The organism is Massilia sp. ST3 (assembly GCF_018119405.1).
Taxonomy (GTDB): Bacteria; Pseudomonadota; Gammaproteobacteria; order Burkholderiales; family Burkholderiaceae_D; genus Telluria.
The window spans coordinates 45280-61726 of sequence record NZ_JAGPWC010000031.1; the positions used below are offsets into that span (position 1 = coordinate 45280).

Below are 16447 nucleotides of genomic sequence, written 5' to 3' on the forward strand. Positions count from 1 at the left end.
TTTTATGCACGGCAAAAAATATTTAAAAAAATTTCCGCATGGCACTTAATGCCGGACTTAAACCTGTCGCCTTGTACTGATGAGAGCGAGTGACACACAGCAAGATAGTCCGCTCGAAACGACATACGAACCGAATTCTTCCTAGACCAGGAGTCCAACATGCTGAGCCTGCACACCAACAACGCTGCCCTGTCGGCACAAAACTCGATCTCCCGCACCCAGAGCAACCTGTCGACCTCGATGACCCGCCTGTCGACCGGCTACCGTGTCAACTCGGCAATGGACGACGCCGCCGGCCTGCAGATCGCCAGCCGCCTGAAGGCCCAGACCTCGGGCATGACCGTGGCAATGCGCAACACCCAGAACTCGACCTCGATGCTGCAGACCGCCGAAGGCGCGCTGGACGAAGTCGGCAACATGCTGGTCCGCATGAAGGACCTGGCCACCCAGGCAGCCGACGCTTCGTCGACCGCCAGCGACAAGACCGCGATGCAGTCGGAATACGACGCACTGGGCCTGGAACTGAAGAACATCCTGCAAAACACCACCTTCGCCGGCACCAAGCTGCTGGTCGGCGGTACCGTCGCTTCGTCGATGACCTTCCAGATCGGCGCCTCGTCGAGCGAAACCATGACCGTCAACCTGGGCGCCGACATGACCTCGATGGCCACCGACGTCGCTTCGGCCACCTCGAACTACACCACCACCGCCACCGGCGTGGAACTGACCGGCGCCGCCAACGCCACCATCGGCAAGCTGGAAACCGCGCTGAACTCGGTCAACAAGGTGCGTTCGGGCCTGGGCGCCGCGGCCAACCGTCTTGAGCACGTGTACAACAACCTGTCGAACATCAGCACCAACAGCAAGGCCGCCACCGGCCTGATCATGGACGTCGACTTCGCGACCGAAAGCGCGAACATGACTTCCAGCCAGATGCTGCTGCAAGCCGGCACCGCGATGCTCAAGCAGTCGAACAGCATGTCCTCGATGGTCATGTCGCTCCTGCAGTAATGGCTGCCTCCCGGGCCCGTCCCGGGGTATGATCGAGGGCCAGCCTGAACAGGCTGGCCCTTTTTGTTTGTTGAACCATCGGTAGACTGCCATGGCGAGTATCCCTTCCGTCGTCCCCCTTCTCCCTCCGCTCACGCCGCAGCTCAACGTGGGCGCGGTCGCGGCCGCGGCGCCGGTCGCCCTCACCGCCTTCGACGCCGGCGACCTGCCGCTGCCGGTGGCGCAGATGCTGTCACCCTCCCCAACGGCGCCGGCGGCGGCCGAAGCCGGTGCGGAAAGCGCCGCGATGCGCCCGGACCAGGTGTTCATGGCGCGCCAGCTGCACTTCTCGCAGGCCGACGGCCCCGCGCTGGCGGCGTCCTGGCGCGCGATGGTGCGCAATTACGGCACCCAGCTGATGAACCGCGAGCTGCGCGCCCACGCCGGCCAGCTGCCGCCGGCGGTGCTGGTGGCGAACCAGGACGGGCGCGTGCTGCGCCAGGCCGACGGCACGGTGCTGCCGGGCGACGCCTGGCGCTTCACGGTGCATGCGGGCGGCCCCAAGGACCAGCACCTGCGCGTGGTGCAGGACGGCGCCGACGCCCCGCCCGGACGGCGCAAGCGCGGCCGCGCGGCGCTCAGGCTGGAGCTGGAGCTGGCCGACGGCACGGCGGTCGTGGTGCAGGTGGAGCCGATGCCGGGCGGCGTGGCGCTGGAGTTATGCGCGCCGGACGCGCTGGCGCTGGGCAAGCTGCGGAGCTTGCAGCCGATGCTGGACCAAGCGGTGGAACGCGCGGGACTGAAGGTGCTGCGCTGGAGTTTCCGTGACCGGCTGCCGGTGGGGCCGGCGCATGCGCGGGTGGCCGCGGGCGATGCGTCGCAGGTGCTGACGCTGCCGGTGTTCCGCGCGGCGGCGGAGCTGGCGCTGGTGCTGCCGATGGAAGAAAATTTCAGGAGCGCGTAGGGCGCTTGAACGCGTGGGCGGGGAACCCGCCCACCCTACAGCAAGCGCCACGTAGGGTGGACGGCTCCGCCGTCCACGCGTTCAACCGGCGCTTGCGTACTGCTTAACCCACCGTCCCCACGATCGACACATCCCGGTTCTCGGGAATCTCGTTATACGACAGCACATGCAGCCCCGGCGCGAACAGGCGGGCGTAGCGCGCCAGCAGCGGGCGCACCTGGGGCAGCACCAGCAGCAGCGGCGGCGTGTGCGCCTGCTTCATCTGCTCGCGCGCCACCGGCATGTTGATCTGCAGCTGGGACAGCAGCTGCGGGTCGATCGGGTAGTTGTCCAGCGCCACCTTGCCGCCGCCGTTCTGGCGCGCCTGGTTCAGGGAACCGAGCAGCATGTTTTCCAGTTCGGCCGACAGGTTAAAGGCCGGCATGTCCTTCTTCTTGCCGTACAGGCTGGACACGATCTGGCGCCGCAGCGCGCAGCGCACCTCGGCCGCCAGCAGGATCGGGTCCTTGGTGGTTTCCGAGCTGTCCAGCAAGGTGGTGGCGATGACCACGATGTCCTTCAGCGACACGCTCTCGGCCAGCAGCACGCGGAACACGCGCAGCAGCTGGGTGTGGGTCAGCGCCTTGTCCAGCGCGCCGGCCAGCTTGGGCGACAAGGCGGTCAGGCGCTCCAGGATCGCCGGCACGTCCTCGTGGCGGAACAGCTCGTGCAGGTATTCGCGCACCACCTTCGAGGTGTGGGTGGCTATCGCGCTCGCCACCTCGACCACCTGGTAGCCCAGGCCCAGCGCATGCGCCTTCTGGTCCGGGGTGATCCAGGTGATCGCCATGCCGTAGGCCGGCTCGATGCCGGGAATGCCGTCCAGCTCGCCGTAGACGTTGGGCGACGGGATCGCCATCAGGTGTTCCGGCATGACCTCGGCCTCGGCCACCACGGTGCCCGACAGGCTGATCGAATACTGCGAGGGGCGCAGGGCCAGGTCGTCGCGCACGCCGATGGCGGGCAGCAGCATGCCCATCTGCTCCGACAGGCTCTGGCGCACGCCCTTGATGCGCTTGGTGAGCGGTTCGCCCTGGGCCGCATCGATCATGCCGACCAGCTTGTAGCCCACGGCCACGGTCACCGGCTGCACGACCGGCAGCGCCTGCCAATCGAGTTCCGGCGCGCGCTCTTCGCGCAGGGCGGCTTCGATGGCGGCCACGCCGGCATTGTCCGGGGCCTTGACGCGCTTGGTCAGCTTCCAGCCGACATAGCCGACCACGCCGGCGAAGATGAAGAAGGTGAAGGTGGGCATGCCCGGCACCAGGCCGAGGATGACCATCACGCCCGCGGCGGCGAACAGCACCGCCGGCTGGGCCAGCAGCTGGCCGCCGACCTGCTTTTCCAGGTCGCCCGACTCGCCGATACGGGTCACCAGGATCGCGGCGGCGGCCGACAGCAGCAGCGCCGGGATCTGGGCCACCAGGCCGTCACCGATGGTCAGCAGCGCGTAGACCTTGAAGGCCTCGCCCATCGGCAGGCCGTGCATCAGGGCGCCGATCGCGATACCGCCGACCAGGTTGATGATCAGGATCAGGATCGAGGCCACGGCGTCGCCGCGCACGAACTTCGAGGCGCCGTCCATGGCGCCGTAGAAGTCGGCTTCGGCCGCCACGTCCTTGCGGCGCTGGGTTGCCTGTTCCTGGTTGATCAGGCCGGCGTTCAGGTCGGCGTCGATCGCCATCTGCTTGCCCGGCAGCGCGTCCAGGGTGAAGCGCGCCGACACTTCCGAGATACGTTCCGCGCCCTTGGTCACCACGATGAAGTTGATGATCATGAGGATCACGAACACCACCAGGCCGACCACGAAGTTGCCGCCGATGACGACGTTGGCGAAGGATTCGATCACGTGGCCGGCCGCGTCCGGGCCGTTATGGCCGTTCAGCAGGACCACGCGGGTCGAGGCCACGTTCAGCGCCAGGCGCATCAGGGTGGTGCCCAGGATCACGGTCGGGAAGACCGAGAAGTCCAGCGGCCGCTTGGCCGAGACCGAGACCAGGATCACGATCAGGGCCAGCACGATGTTGAACGTGAACAGCACGTCCAGCAGGATCGGCGGCAGCGGCAGCATGATCATCGCCAGGAGCGCGATCAGGAACACCGGCGCGGCGAATTTCTGCCGCTTCAGCTCGCTGATGAAGGCGTTGATGGAATTCATGGAGAAACCTCACTCAGATGAGATGGGACCACCACCTCGTTGGGGAACCGTGGGGGCGCCTGGCGCCGGCCTGCACGGAACGCATTCAATTGCAAAACGTAGTTCAGCACCTGCGACACCGCCTGGTACAACTGGGCGGGAATCTGCTGCTGGACCTGGCTCGTGTTGTAGATGGCGCGGGCCAGCGGCGGCAGCTCCAGGGTCTCGACCTTGTGCTCGCGCGCCACCTGCTTGATGTACAGCGCCATCTCGTCCACGCCCTTGGCCACCACGAAGGGCGCCTCGGCGCGGTTGGTATCGTACTTCAGCGCCACGGCGTAGTGCTGCGGGTTGACGATCACCACATCCGCCGTCGGCACCGTCTTGCGCACGCTGCGCTGGGCCAGCTGGTGCTGCAGCTGGCGGATGCGCTGCTTCACCTCGGGACGGCCCTCGTTGCTCTTGTGCTCTTCCTTCATTTCCTGCTTGCTCATGCGCTGGTTACGCATGAACAGGAAGTGCTGCACCGGCACGTCGATCAGGGCGAAGATCACGAACACCATCACCATCGCCATCAGGGCGTCGAACATCAGGCCGGCGCCGTGCGCCATGGCCTCGCCCAGCGCCATGCGCTGCAGCTCCACATAGCCCTGGATCCCGCCGCGGCAGGCGAACCACAGCACGCAGCCGAGCACGATCGCCTTGAGGGCCGAGGTGGCGAAACCGATCCAGTGCTTTTGCGAGAACAGGTTGCCCAGGTTTTTCATGGGGCTCAGGCGGTCGAACTTCGGCGCCATGTTCTTGCTCGAGGCCACGAAGCCGCCCGGCACCACGCTGGCGACCACGATCGCCACCGGTACCGCGGCCAGGGGCAGCACCATCTTTATCAGCAGCATCGCGGCGCCGGTGAACACCACCGACATCGCGTTTTCCATCGCGCCCGCCTCGCCCAGCGGCACGAACACCATCCGGAACAGGGTGCGGAAGCTCTCCAGGTAATCCGGCAGCATCATGGAAAACACCTTGAGGCTGACCAGGATCCCGACCGCCGTCGACAGGTCGCGCGAGCGGACGACCTGCCCTTCCTCGCGCGCCTTCTTCAGCTTTTGCTGTGAGGGCTTTTCTGTCTTGTCGCCGGCGCTATCGGACATGGGCCATCCTCATCTGCTGGGTCAGCATCTCGAGCACCTGGTTGGTCATGGCGACGTAATGGTCGGGGATGAAGCGCACCAGCTGCACCAGCATCAGCAAGCCAAAGATCGTCACCAGCGAGAAGCCCAGCGAAAACAGGTTCAGGCTCGGCGCCACGCGGTTCAGGAAACCGAAGCCGATCTGCACCACCATCGTCGAAAACACGATCGGCAGGGCCAGCAGGACCGCGGCCGCGAACACCCAGCCCAGGTTCAGGGCCACGGTTTCCAGCAGCATCGGCCCGTAGCCGGCGCCCACCGGCCAGGCCTTGAAGCTCTGGCCCAGCACCGTCATCAGGATCAGATGGCCGTCGATGGCGAAGAAGACCAGCATCGCCACCAGCGACATCAGGCTCGACACCACGTCGGACACGGCGCCGTTGACCGGATCGTTCATCTGCGCCATCGAGAAGCCGATCTGGCTCGAGGCCAGGAAGCCCAGCATGGTGATCACGGCCATCGCGAACTGCAGGGCCAGGCCGATCACGGCGCCGATGATGGCCTGCTCGAACATGGCCACCACGCCCGCCAGCGAGAACGGGTCGGGCATGGCGCCGCCCTTGGTAATCGGCAGCATCAGGAAAGCCAGCACCACGGACAGCAGGGCCTTGACCGGCATCGGCACCGCGCCCTCGCCCAGCACCGGCGCGGTGACCATCATCGCCATGATGCGCGCGAAGGGCCACCACAGGGCGCCGAGCAGGGGCAGCAGGAAGCTGACCAGTTCCATCAGCGAAGTCGCGCCTAGGCGACCAGCGTCGCGGCGCGCTGGAAGACCGAGATGCAGTAATCCATCAGGGTCGTGGTCATCCAGTGGCCGGCCACGATCACGGCCAGCAGGGTCACCAGCAGGCGCGGCAGGAAGCTCAGGGTCTGCTCGTTGATCTGGGTGGCGGCCTGCACCAGCGCGACCACCAGGCCCATCAGCAGGCCGGGGATCACCAGCACCATCACCAGCAGCATCACGATCTGCAGGGCTTCGACCACCAGGTCGACGGCGATATCGGGACTCATTCGACGATTCTCTCTATCTTAATAGCCGTGGATGCTGCCGACCAGGGTGTTCACAGTCAGGGTCCAGCCATCGACCAGCACGAACAGCAGCAATTTGAAGGGCAGCGAAATCACCAGCGGGGATAGCATCATCATGCCCATCGCCATCAGCACCGACGACACCACCAGGTCGATGATCAGGAAGGGAATGAAGAGCATGGCGCCGATCTGGAAGGCGGTCTTCAGCTCGGACAGCACGAAGGCCGCCAGTTTCACCGTGAAGCCGCGCTGCTCGGGAGCCAGGTTGGCCGGTTCGCCCGCCAGGCGCGCGACCTGGGCCAGCGAGGTCTTGCTGGTCTGGGCCAGCATGAAGCGCGACACCGGTACTTCGGCGATCTTCAGGGCCTGCTCGAGGCCGATCTTGTCCTTGTCATAAGGCATGAATGCATCGCGCCAGACGGCTTCGCCGACTGGACGCATCACCAGCAGGGTCAGGATCAGGGCGATGCCGGTGATGATGCGGTTCGGCAAGCCCTGCTGCAGGCCGAGGGCCTGGCGCAGCAGCGACAGGATGATCACGAAACGGGTGAAGCTCGTCATCATCATGACCATGACGGGCAGCAGCCCGAGCAGGGTCATGAGAACCAGGATCTGCGACTTGACCGTCATCCCCTGGGTGGAACCGGGGATGATCCCGGGCAGCACGTCCTGTTGCTGGGCAGCGGCGGGCAGCGCGCACAGCAGCAGCGCACCGGCCAGCGGCAAGGAACGGTGAAACACGCGGCGCAGGGCTGCGCCGCGGGACAGACCCATCATGAAGCGAGCAGGTCCAGGTTCAGGCCGTCCAGGTCGACGACCTTGAGGCCATACTGTTCGCCGGCGACCACGACTTCGGCGCGGCCGATCGCGGTGCCGTTGACCTTGATGACCAGCGGTTCGCCGGCCAGGGCGTCGAGCGGCAGCACCGAGGACGGGCCGATCGACATCAGTTCCTGCAGCGAGACGCGGGCCGAGCCCACTTCCAGGGTCAGGGTGACGGGGATGCGGCGCATCATCTGCGGCAGCTGGCGGCCGGCCTTCTTGCCGGCGGCGGCGGTGGCCGCTTCCACACCGTCGAGGTCGTCGATGATGACGTCGGCGCCAGTCAGTTGCTCGTTGAGATTCATGTCCATTTATTCGGCATCTTCAAAAGAGGTTAAACACAACTTCCCTTTGTGTTCGGCCACGGCGGCCGTAAACAGGCGCGATTCGTCCAGCAGCACGTCGGCGCGCCCGACCGATACGGGGATCACGTCGCCGACCTTGAGGTCGAACAGCGCTGCGAGCGTGATCTCCTTGCTCACCAGACGGCCGTCGAGCTTGACGTGCAGGCTCGCGGCCAGCGGTTCGGAAGCGCCACGCGTACTGCGCGAGCTGCCCTTCTCCGCCATCAGTCCCTGAAGGATATGGCCCATCAGTTGCTGGTCCAGACCAATCCACAGCAGGCTGTCGGTCTCATCCTGGGCGACGCGCAGCGCCACCCGGATCACCCAGCCCGCCTTGCCCGGCGCCGCAGCCGGCGTCACCTGGCCAGGCGGCATCTCGGCCGGCGCTTGCGCACCCACCATCGCCAGCCCTTCCGCTACGCGGGCGTCGAGCATGCCGGCCAGCTGCTGGGTCAGGGTCGCCGCCAGCCGTTCCTCGGTGGCGGTGACTCTTTCATTCGCCAGGTCGCGCTGCGCCCCCGGGCTCGGGGTGCGGCGGGCGTAGCGCCCTTCCAGCAGGCCCAGCAGTAGGGAACGCTCGAAAGCGACGGCGGCCATGCCGAAACGCCCCTGGGCGCCCATCCAGCGCAAGCCAGCCTGTTCAGGTGCGCGTTCGAAGCTGAGCTCGGTCAAACGATAGGCGCCCCAATAGCGGCGCCCGGCCGGCGACGCCATGGCTTCGCCCAGCGTTTCGGCAAAGCGGGCGGCGAAGGTCGGCAGCAGATGCACCGGCCGGCCCAGGAGGGCCGGATCGAGCACTTGATAGTCACGCGAACGGTCGGGTGGATTGATGGGCATAGTTAATTGTTACAGAGTAACGAGAAATGACGTTTTTTCATTCCCACAAGCAACTATTATACAGGGATATTTGCGTACGACACTTTGAGATTCTCCTTTGATTTCCTACTTGCCCTACGGTAAGATCACTTCATCGCATCGCAGCTTCAAGGGCCCTCTCCCCTGCGTACAGAGGTAAATACGGCGTAAAGGGAGCAGAAACAAACGGGCGTTCGTAGACCAAGATTTAACAATTTAGGCCCTCACCGAGGCTGCGGGACAACAAAATAAGTCACATTTTGTCGTCTCCAAACAACATACAAACTGCATGGGAACCCCGATGGCAACTGAACTCGCCGGTTTGATCAAAGCCGACCTTGCACAACTGACCAACGAAGCGAGCCGCCTGGCGATTCAGCCGGCCGCCGACTTCGCGGCGCAAGGCACATTTAACAATTCGCAAGGCGGCTTCTCGTTTGCACAGACCATGAAGAACGCCATCGCCGGCGTCGACGCCGAAGACCGCGCCGCCGCCGACCGCATGGCGGCCGTCGATGCGGGCAAGAGCGACGACCTGGTGGGCGCCATGCTGGCGTCCCAGGAAGCCAGCCTGTCCTTCTCGATGCTGATGCAGGTCCGCAATAAAGTCATGGGCGCGGTCGACGAACTGCTCAAGCTTCCGGTCTGATCCTTTTTCTTCCTAACGAGACGTTCCAGTGATCTCTACCCTCAAGTCCGCTTTCGGCGGCAAGCTGGCAGCCCCGGCCTTGCCTCCGGCACTGCGCAACAACCTGCCCCTGCTGCTGGGCCTGGCCGTGGCCATCACGGCCGCCGTCATGATGTACCTGTGGCAAGACCAGTCGAGCTACAAGCCGGTCTTCGGCGCCCGCGAGAAGGTCTCCGCGAGCGACATGATGACCGTGCTCGAAGGCGAACAGATTCCCTACCGTGTCCACCCGGAAAGCGGCCAGGTGATGGTGCCGGCCGGCGAACTGGGCAAGGTGCGCATGCTGCTGGCCGCCAAGGGCGTGACCGCCCAGCTGCCGGCCGGCCTGGAACTGATGGACAAGAACGATCCGCTGGGCGTGTCGCAGTTCGTGCAGGACGTGCGCTTCCGCCGCGGCCTGGAAGGCGAGCTGGCGCAGAGCATCCTGACCATGGACGCCATCGCCTCGGCGCGCGTGCACCTGGCCATCGCCAAGACCAGCGCCTTCGTCACCGGCGCCGGCGACCAGTCCTCGGCCTCGGTCGTGATCGCGCTCAAGCCCGGCCGCAGCCTGTCGAACGAGCAGATCGCCGCCATCGTCAACATGGTCTCGAGCAGCGTCGCCAACCTGGCGCCGACCCGCGTGTCGCTGGTCGACCAGGCCGGCAACTACCTGTCCTCGCGCGTCGACCTGAGCGACGGCTTCGACGGCGCGGTCCAGGGCGACAGCGCCGCCAAGCGCTACACCGACGACGTGCGCCACAACGTCAACGAACTGCTGGCGCCGGTGCTGGGCGCCAACAACTTCAAGCTGAGCGTCACCGCCGACGTCGACAACGACAAGGTCGAGGAAACCCAGGAAAAATACGGCGAAGCGCCGAAGGTCACCAGCGAAGCGATGCGCGAAGAGATGGAGCGTAACCGCATGGCCCTGGGCGTGCCGGGCACCCTGTCGAACCGTCCGCCGCAGGCCGCGGATCCCGCAGCCGCCGACGGCCAGGCCGCCGACCCGGCAGCCGCAGCCGCCAAGCCGGACGACGGCAGCGCGCGCAAGAACGCCACCACCCGCCAGTACGCCTACGACCGCGCGATCACCCAGATCAAGCGTTCGCGCGGCCGCCTGAAGAAGCTGTCCGTCGCCGTGGTGCTGAACAATGCCAGCGCCGCCAATCCGAAAGTCGGCTATACCCCGGCCGAGCTGGCCAACATCGACAAGATCCTGCGCAGCGGCCTCGGCATCGATGCGGCGCGCGGCGACGTGCTGGCTGTTTCAAGCCTGACATTCCCGGCCGCGCCGGCCGCGCAGGAATGGTGGCAGGAACGCGACAACGTGGTCGACATGACGGGCTGGGGCGTCTATGCTATCGGTGCCCTGCTCGCCTACTTCCTGCTGGCCCGCCCGCTCCTGCGCGCGGTCACCACGCGCCTGGCGCCGCAGCCTCCGCTTGCCCCCGCCGCACCCGCCCTGCCGGGTTCGGGATCGGGTGGCGCAGCCGCTCTGCCGGGCAACGACGTCCAGCCCGCCCTGCCGGCAGGCGCCGTGGCCGCCCTCGGCGCCCCGCACTCCGCCGCCGGCGGTCCGGGCGCGGTGGTTCCCCTGCTCGAAAACTACGACCTGCCTCCGGCCGGTTCCCCTGTCGACGTCATGGTCGACCATTTGAAAGTCCTCGCCGGCAAAGAGCCTGAGCGCGTTGCCGAAGTCGTCAAACAATGGGTGCAGAAAAAACATGGCCGAACTGAATAACCTCGACGGCGCCGAAACCGGCGTCCTGACCCCGGTCGAACAAGCCGCCATCGTGCTGCTGTCGATCGGCGAAGAAGGCGCAGCCGCCGTGCTGCGCTGCCTCGAGCGCGACGAACTGCTGGAACTGACCCAGGTCATGTCGCGCATGAGCGGCATGAAGGTCGACACCGTCAAGACGGCCATCCAGAACTTCTTCGACGACTACCGCCAGCAGAGCGGCCTGCACGGCGCCTCGCGCAGCTACCTCAAGCGCTCGCTCGACCTGGCGCTCGGCAGCGACATCGCGAACAGCGTGCTGAACACGATCTACGGCGACGCGATCCGTCCGATGATGGCGCGCCTGCAGTACGCCTCGCCCAAGTGGCTGGCCGAATTCGTGTCGTCCGAGCACGTGCAGATGCAGGCCGTGTTCCTGGCCTTCCTGCCGCCGGCGCTGGCCTCGCAGATCCTGGAAGCCCTGCCGGCCGACGGCCGCGAACTGGTGCTGCTGAACATGGCGCGCCTGGACGAGATCGACCGCGACGTGCTGCACGAACTGGAAGACCTGGTGGGCCGCTGCCTGTCGGCGCTCGACACCCAGAGCGCCAGCGTGGAAGGCGTGCGCCAGGTCGCAGAAATCCTCAACCGCCTGCAGGACAACCGCGCCGGCATGGTGGAGCTGCTGCGCGCCCACGATCCGGAAGTCGTGTCGCAGATCGAGATGTCGATGTACGACTTCTTCATCCTGTCGCGCCAGACCGAACAGGTCATCACCCGCCTGCTCGACGAAGTGCCGCTGGAGCAGTGGGCGATCGCGCTCAAGGGCGCCGAGCCGGCCCTGCGCGACGCCGTCCTGAGCGCGATGCCGAAGCGCCAGGCGCAAAGCTTCGAGGACCTGATGCGCCGTTCCGGCCCGGTGCCGATGTCGCGCATCGAACAGACCCGCCGCGAAATCATGGTCACCGTGAAGGCGCTTGCCGACGCCGGTGAAATCGACATCCAGCTGTTTGCCGAGGCAACCGCCGAATGAAGCAATTCCGGTCCTATCACTTCCCGCCGCTGCACCAGTTCACGACGGCGCTGCCGCCCGGGACCACCGGTCCCGGCAACGGCGCCGGTTCGGCCGAGGAATGGCAGGCCGCGCTGGCCGACGGCTACCGCCAGGGCCAGCGCGAAGGCTATGAAGCCGGCCTGGACCAGGGCCGCGCCGACGGCTATCCGCTCGGCCAGTCCGAAGGCCTGCAGCGCGGCATCGAAGAAGGCCGCGCCATGGCCCTGGAGCAGCTGGAACAGATCGCCAAGCCGGTCGACGCCATGCTCAAGGGCCTGAAGAAGCTCAAGACCGACCTGCGCGCCGCGCAGCGCAAGGAAGTGGTGGACCTGGTGGGCAAGATCGCACGCCAGGTGATCCGCGCCGAACTGGCGCTGCAGCCGGTGCAGCTCCTGACCCTGGTCGAGGAAGCGCTGGCCGTGATGCCGCCTTCGCGCGAACAGGTCGAGGTCTTCCTCAATCCGGAAGAACTGCGCCGCGTGCTGGAACTCGATCCCAAGCGCGCCAAGAAGTGGACCCTGCTGCCCGACCCGGCGCTCGAGCCGGGCGAATGCCGCGTGCGTTCGGGCGACCATGAAGTCGACGCCGGCTGCCAGGGCCGCCTGACCGCCGTGATGGACCAGGTGCGCGACCAGCTGCTGGCCGACGAGGAAGAGGAAGAAGCATGACGGCCATCGCCCAACGCCTGCGTTCCGTCGAACTCGGCGCGGTGCCGGTGGCCCTGCCCACGGGCCGCCTGGTCGGCGCCCAGGGCCTGCTGCTGGAATCGGTCGGCTGCCGTCTGCACACCGGCCAGCGCTGCCGCATCGAGACCGTCGACGGCGGCTGGCTCGACGCCCAGGTGGTCGGCTTCAAGGAAAAGGTGTCCTACCTGATGCCGTTCAAGAAGGCGACCGGCCTGGTGACCGGCGCGCGCGTATTGCCGGCCCAGGAAAAGAACGAACTGATGATCGGTCCCTCGTGGATGGGCCGCATGGTCAACGGCATGGGCGAACCGATCGACGGCCTGGGCAAGCTGGGCGGCGACCAGCCCCTGTCGACCACCCCGCCCAAAGTGAACCCGCTGCGCAAGGCGCCGGTCGAGGAAGCGCTCGACGTCGGCGTGCGCGCGATCAATTCGATGCTCACCATCGGCAAGGGCCAGCGCGTCGGCCTGATGGCCGGTTCCGGCGTCGGCAAATCGGTGCTGCTCGGCCTGATCACGCGCCAGACCGTGGCCGACGTGATCGTGGTCGGCCTGATCGGCGAGCGTAACCGCGAGGTGCGCGAATTCGTCGAGAAGTCGCTCGGCCCGGAAGGCCTGAAGCGCGCCGTGCTCGTGGTGGCGCCGGCCGACGAATCGCCCCTGATGCGCGTGATGGCGACCGAGATGTGCCATTCGATCGCGGCCCACTTCCGCGACCGCGGCCAGAACGTGCTGCTGCTGTGCGATTCGCTGACCCGCTACGCGATGGCGCTGCGCGAAGTGGCCCTTTCGCTGGGCGAGCCGCCGGCCACGCGCGGCTATCCGCCCTCGGTGTTCTCGAACCTGCCGCAGCTGGTGGAATCGGCCGGCAACGGCGAGAACCCGAAAGGCAGCATGAGCGCGATCTACACCGTGCTGGCCGAAGGCGACGACCAGCAGGACCCGGTGGTCGACTCGGCGCGCGCGATCCTGGACGGCCACATCGTCCTGACCCGCGAGCTGGCCGAACGCGGCCACTACCCGGCGATCGACGTGGCGCAATCGATCTCGCGCTGCATGGCCCAGGTGGTGGGCCCGGAACACGCGGCCGCCTCGCGCAAGCTGAAGGCCGCGATGGCGCGCCATGCGCGCGTGCGCGACCTGATCCCGCTCGGCGCCTACGTACCGGGCGCCGATCCCGAAACCGACAAGGCGGTGCGCCTGCAGCCGCAGATCGAAGCCTTCCTGTGCCAGGGCACGCGTGAAGAAGCGCCCCTGCCCGGCTGCATCGATGCATTGAAAGCGATGATGGCATGAGCCAGAACAAACAACAGGCCATGATCGCCAGCCTGGGCACCATGGTGCAGCTGCGCAGCACCGAGGTCGAGCGCCTGCAGGCCGACCTGGCCAGCCAGGAAGCGACCCGCAACCGCTACCAGAACAACCTGGCGCGCCTGAACTCGCTGACCGAGGGCAGCGGCCCCTCCGGTGCGCTGCCGCTGGCGCAGGCATTGAACTGCGGCGCCTACAAGCAGAACGTGATGGCCATGGCCGACGCGCACAAGGTCGACCTGCAGCTGCACGAGGCCAACATGGCGGTCTCGCAGCGCAAGCTGACCGACGCCTGGACCCGCCGCGAACTGCTGGGCAAGGTGCTGGAGCAGCAGCAGGCGCTGGCCGCACGCGACCAGGAACGCGCGACCCGCAAGCGCGAAGACGATATCGCCACCCAGTCATGGATGGCAGGACGGGCGGACTAAGCCCAGTACGAGCAAGAACGAGCAGCAACGAGCAGCAAAACAAGGAGAACGACATGGCATCGGCAATTACCGCACCTACCTACGACCCGATCACCACCGCACAGTCGCTGGCGGACAAGTACGTCCTGGCGCGCCAGCAGATTCTGGACACCCAGAACCGGCAGGCCACCGCGACCGAAAAAGGCCTGAACGAACTAAGCTCGGCGATGCTGGCCTTCCAGACCAGCCTGAGCTCGCTCACCGGTGCGACCAAGACCATGTTCTCCCAGGCCGCGACCTTCAGCGACACCTCGATCGGCAGCGCCACCGCCAGCTCGACCGCGGCGGCGGGCAGCTACTCGTTCTTCGTCAAGCAGCTGGCCACCGCCAGCCAGGTGTCCTACTCGGGCCTGACCGACAACGCGGGCGTGGCCGGCACCCTGAACATCAACATGGGCGGCTCGCTGGCCTTCGCGGTCAACCTGGGCGCCGCCGACACCGACGCCAACGGCACCCTGAGCACGCGCGAGCTGGCGGCCGCGATCAACGGCGCCACCGGCAACACCTCGATGGTCACGGCCTCGATCGTGACCACCGGCGCCACCTCGGAACTGGTGCTGACCGCCAAGAGCACCGGCGCGGCCACCGCGATCACGATCGATACCTCGGGCGTTACCGGCACCTCGAGCCTGGCCCAGGCCAACGCCGACCCGCTGCGCAAGCGCACCCTGGTGGCGGCCCAGGACGCCGAGATCCGCGTCGGTTCCGAGAACGGCACCGCGATCGTCCAGGCCACCAACACCTTCACCAACATCGACGGCGTGTCGATGACCTTCACCAAGGCCCAGGCGCCCGGCGCCGCCCCGGTGGGGATCACGGTCGGCGCCGACAACGGCGCCACCACCGCCAACGTGCAGGCCTTCATCGACGCCTACAACAAGCTCAAGACCACGCTCAACAAGCTGACCAACGCGGGCGATCCGGAAACCGGCGCGGCCGGCGGCGCTTTCGCCCACGACGGCGGCATCCGCTCCCTCAACGAGCGCCTCAACAACCTGCTGCGTCCGGCAAGCGGCGATTCGCTGGCCGCCTACGGCATCATCGCGACCAAGGAAGGCACGCTCGAGCTGCGCTCGGACCGCCTGCTGCGCCAGCTGGCCGTCAACCCGACCGGCCTCGACACGCTGATCGGCAAGGTCTCGGGCGGCGGCACCGGCATCGCCGGCGCGCTCGACACTTACCTGAAGACCTGGAGCAACAGCGTCGACGGCCAGATCAAGCTGCGCAAGGAAGCCACCGACACCCAGCAGATGGCCCTGGTCGACCGCCAGGCCACGCTCGACAAGCAATACGATTCGGCCTACCAGCGCTACCTGCGCCAATTCACGCAACTGCAAGCCATGCAGGGCGCCATGACCCACAACGCGTCGCTGTTCGACGCACTGTTCAGCAACGACGACTGACGAGAAAAACGATGTCCTATCAAGAAGCCTACGGCAGCTACCACGCCGTCAACCTGGACGCGCAGACTTCGCGCGCCTCCCCGGTGGAGCTGGTGCTCCTGCTCACCGACGGCCTGCTCGACGAGCTGGCCCGCGCCCGGGCCCACATCGCCGCCAAGCGCTACGAGCAGAAGGCCGCCAGCATCGACAAGTGCGTCGAGATCATCAACGGCCTGTCCAGCTCGCTCGACTTCGAGCAGGGCGGCGAGACCGTCGCCAACCTGGCGCGCATCTACGACTTCTGCGCCCAGCACCTGCACGGCGCCGGCATCAAGCTCGACCCGGCCATGGTCGACGAGGTGATCCGTGTCCTGACGACCATCCGCCAGGGCTGGAAAGGCGTCCAGGAACGCAATGGATAGGATCCGCGCCATCGACGGCCTGGCCGCCGCCCTGGAGGACGCGTTCGCGCGCGCCGACTGGGACCGGCTCGGCCTTGCCGTCCAGGCCCTCGGCCCTCGCCTCCAGGAGCTGGCCAGGGCCGGCCGCTGGAACGCCGCCGAGCGCGCGGCGCTGGCCCGCCTGCGCGGCGCGCATGAACGCGCGCGCGCCGGGGTGGACGCCGCCAGCGCCCAGGTCCAGGCGCGCCTGGACGAGATGGCCGGCAACAAGGAAGGCTGGATGGCCTACGCCCTCGAGGGCGAACTCGATACCGAACAAGACCACGCATGAATATTTCGATGACTAGCGGGATGAACAGCGGCGCGATGAACAGCGCGGCCGCGGCC

Annotated in this window: 18 protein-coding genes; 11 read left to right on the forward strand and 7 right to left on the reverse strand. The window is 66.7% G+C overall.

Annotated elements, in window-relative coordinates; all coding sequences use genetic code 11:
• Positions 1-159 precede the first annotated feature (159 nt).
• Both KBW98_RS12685 and KBW98_RS12690 read left to right on the forward strand, forming a co-directional pair.
• Positions 160-1011: a flagellin gene (locus KBW98_RS12685; protein ID WP_211520506.1), complete on the forward strand. Its 852-nt coding sequence runs from the start codon at positions 160-162 to the stop codon at positions 1009-1011.
• Positions 1012-1102: 91 nt separating this feature from the next.
• On the forward strand, positions 1103-1954 hold the full coding sequence (locus KBW98_RS12690; RefSeq protein WP_211520507.1) for a hypothetical protein: 852 nt from the start codon (positions 1103-1105) through the stop codon (positions 1952-1954).
• A 103-nt stretch (positions 1955-2057) separates the two neighbouring features.
• On the opposite strand, the gene KBW98_RS12695 is transcribed toward KBW98_RS12690, so the two are convergent.
• From KBW98_RS12695 to KBW98_RS12725, 7 genes are read right to left on the reverse strand one after another with little or no spacing between them, the layout of a single operon-like run.
• Positions 2058-4151 (reverse strand): flagellar biosynthesis protein FlhA, encoded by a 2094-nt coding sequence (locus KBW98_RS12695; RefSeq protein ID WP_211520508.1) that lies wholly within the window; start codon positions 4149-4151, stop codon positions 2058-2060.
• Positions 4148-5281 carry a flagellar type III secretion system protein FlhB gene (gene flhB / locus KBW98_RS12700; protein WP_211520509.1) on the reverse strand — a complete coding sequence of 378 codons (1134 nt, stop codon included), beginning with the start codon at positions 5279-5281 and terminating at the stop codon, positions 4148-4150. Before flhB ends, KBW98_RS12695 begins: the two co-directional genes overlap by 4 nt.
• Complete coding sequence (gene fliR / locus KBW98_RS12705; protein ID WP_211520510.1) at positions 5271-6050, reverse strand: flagellar biosynthetic protein FliR; 780 nt, start codon at positions 6048-6050, stop codon at positions 5271-5273. Before fliR ends, flhB begins: the two co-directional genes overlap by 11 nt.
• Before the next feature lie 14 nt (positions 6051-6064).
• Positions 6065-6334 carry a flagellar biosynthesis protein FliQ gene (fliQ, locus tag KBW98_RS12710; protein WP_211520511.1) on the reverse strand — a complete coding sequence of 90 codons (270 nt, stop codon included), beginning with the start codon at positions 6332-6334 and terminating at the stop codon, positions 6065-6067.
• Positions 6335-6352: 18 nt separating this feature from the next.
• Complete coding sequence (gene fliP, locus KBW98_RS12715; protein ID WP_211520512.1) at positions 6353-7129, reverse strand: flagellar type III secretion system pore protein FliP; 777 nt, start codon at positions 7127-7129, stop codon at positions 6353-6355.
• On the reverse strand, positions 7126-7485 hold the full coding sequence (locus KBW98_RS12720; protein ID WP_211520513.1) for a FliM/FliN family flagellar motor switch protein: 360 nt from the start codon (positions 7483-7485) through the stop codon (positions 7126-7128). Before KBW98_RS12720 ends, fliP begins: the two co-directional genes overlap by 4 nt.
• Positions 7486-8355, reverse strand: coding sequence for a flagellar motor switch protein FliM (locus KBW98_RS12725; protein ID WP_211520514.1), 870 nt, complete (start codon positions 8353-8355; stop codon positions 7486-7488).
• 319 nt (positions 8356-8674) lie between these two features.
• Between KBW98_RS12725 and KBW98_RS12730 the strand changes: the two genes are divergently transcribed.
• The 9 genes from KBW98_RS12730 to KBW98_RS12770 are packed head-to-tail and all read left to right on the forward strand — an operon-like array spanning position 8675 to position 16391.
• Entirely contained in the window at positions 8675-9022 is a 348-nt protein-coding gene (locus KBW98_RS12730) for a flagellar hook-basal body complex protein FliE (RefSeq protein ID WP_211520515.1), read from the forward strand.
• A gap of 28 nt (positions 9023-9050) precedes the next feature.
• Positions 9051-10784, forward strand: a complete 1734-nt coding sequence (gene fliF / locus KBW98_RS12735; RefSeq protein WP_211520516.1) for a flagellar basal-body MS-ring/collar protein FliF — start codon at positions 9051-9053, stop codon at positions 10782-10784.
• Positions 10768-11793 (forward strand): FliG C-terminal domain-containing protein, encoded by a 1026-nt coding sequence (locus tag KBW98_RS12740; protein ID WP_211520517.1) that lies wholly within the window; start codon positions 10768-10770, stop codon positions 11791-11793. Before fliF ends, KBW98_RS12740 begins: the two co-directional genes overlap by 17 nt.
• A complete protein-coding gene (gene fliH, locus KBW98_RS12745; RefSeq protein ID WP_211520518.1) occupies positions 11790-12482 on the forward strand; it encodes a flagellar assembly protein FliH in 693 nt (230 codons plus the stop codon). The genes KBW98_RS12740 and fliH overlap by 4 nt, the downstream gene beginning before the upstream one ends.
• Positions 12479-13795, forward strand: coding sequence for a flagellar protein export ATPase FliI (gene fliI / locus KBW98_RS12750; protein WP_211520519.1), 1317 nt, complete (start codon positions 12479-12481; stop codon positions 13793-13795). The genes fliH and fliI overlap by 4 nt, the downstream gene beginning before the upstream one ends.
• Positions 13792-14238, forward strand: coding sequence for a flagellar FliJ family protein (locus KBW98_RS12755; protein ID WP_211520520.1), 447 nt, complete (start codon positions 13792-13794; stop codon positions 14236-14238). The genes fliI and KBW98_RS12755 overlap by 4 nt, the downstream gene beginning before the upstream one ends.
• Before the next feature lie 53 nt (positions 14239-14291).
• The gene (gene fliD / locus KBW98_RS12760; RefSeq protein WP_211520521.1) at positions 14292-15680 is read left to right on the forward strand and encodes a flagellar filament capping protein FliD; all 1389 of its coding nucleotides are present in this window, start codon (positions 14292-14294) and stop codon (positions 15678-15680) included.
• Between the two features lie 11 nt (positions 15681-15691).
• Positions 15692-16081: a flagellar export chaperone FliS gene (gene fliS / locus KBW98_RS12765; protein ID WP_211520522.1), complete on the forward strand. Its 390-nt coding sequence runs from the start codon at positions 15692-15694 to the stop codon at positions 16079-16081.
• The gene (locus KBW98_RS12770; RefSeq protein WP_211520523.1) at positions 16074-16391 is read left to right on the forward strand and encodes a hypothetical protein; all 318 of its coding nucleotides are present in this window, start codon (positions 16074-16076) and stop codon (positions 16389-16391) included. The genes fliS and KBW98_RS12770 overlap by 8 nt, the downstream gene beginning before the upstream one ends.
• The last annotated feature ends 56 nt before the right edge of the window (positions 16392-16447 follow it).

Coding starts and splice junctions, on each gene's coding strand:
- KBW98_RS12685 (WP_211520506.1), top strand. CDS start 160: ATGCTGAGCCTGCACACCAACAACGCTGCCCTGTCGGCACAAAACTCG.
- KBW98_RS12690 (WP_211520507.1), top strand. CDS start 1,103: ATGGCGAGTATCCCTTCCGTCGTCCCCCTTCTCCCTCCGCTCACGCCG.
- KBW98_RS12695 (WP_211520508.1), bottom strand. CDS start 4,151: ATGAATTCCATCAACGCCTTCATCAGCGAGCTGAAGCGGCAGAAATTC.
- flhB (WP_211520509.1), bottom strand. CDS start 5,281: ATGTCCGATAGCGCCGGCGACAAGACAGAAAAGCCCTCACAGCAAAAG.
- fliR (WP_211520510.1), bottom strand. CDS start 6,050: ATGGAACTGGTCAGCTTCCTGCTGCCCCTGCTCGGCGCCCTGTGGTGG.
- fliQ (WP_211520511.1), bottom strand. CDS start 6,334: ATGAGTCCCGATATCGCCGTCGACCTGGTGGTCGAAGCCCTGCAGATC.
- fliP (WP_211520512.1), bottom strand. CDS start 7,129: ATGATGGGTCTGTCCCGCGGCGCAGCCCTGCGCCGCGTGTTTCACCGT.
- KBW98_RS12720 (WP_211520513.1), bottom strand. CDS start 7,485: ATGGACATGAATCTCAACGAGCAACTGACTGGCGCCGACGTCATCATC.
- KBW98_RS12725 (WP_211520514.1), bottom strand. CDS start 8,355: ATGCCCATCAATCCACCCGACCGTTCGCGTGACTATCAAGTGCTCGAT.
- KBW98_RS12730 (WP_211520515.1), top strand. CDS start 8,675: ATGGCAACTGAACTCGCCGGTTTGATCAAAGCCGACCTTGCACAACTG.
- KBW98_RS12740 (WP_211520517.1), top strand. CDS start 10,768: ATGGCCGAACTGAATAACCTCGACGGCGCCGAAACCGGCGTCCTGACC.
- fliH (WP_211520518.1), top strand. CDS start 11,790: ATGAAGCAATTCCGGTCCTATCACTTCCCGCCGCTGCACCAGTTCACG.
- fliI (WP_211520519.1), top strand. CDS start 12,479: ATGACGGCCATCGCCCAACGCCTGCGTTCCGTCGAACTCGGCGCGGTG.
- KBW98_RS12755 (WP_211520520.1), top strand. CDS start 13,792: ATGAGCCAGAACAAACAACAGGCCATGATCGCCAGCCTGGGCACCATG.
- fliD (WP_211520521.1), top strand. CDS start 14,292: ATGGCATCGGCAATTACCGCACCTACCTACGACCCGATCACCACCGCA.
- fliS (WP_211520522.1), top strand. CDS start 15,692: ATGTCCTATCAAGAAGCCTACGGCAGCTACCACGCCGTCAACCTGGAC.
- KBW98_RS12770 (WP_211520523.1), top strand. CDS start 16,074: ATGGATAGGATCCGCGCCATCGACGGCCTGGCCGCCGCCCTGGAGGAC.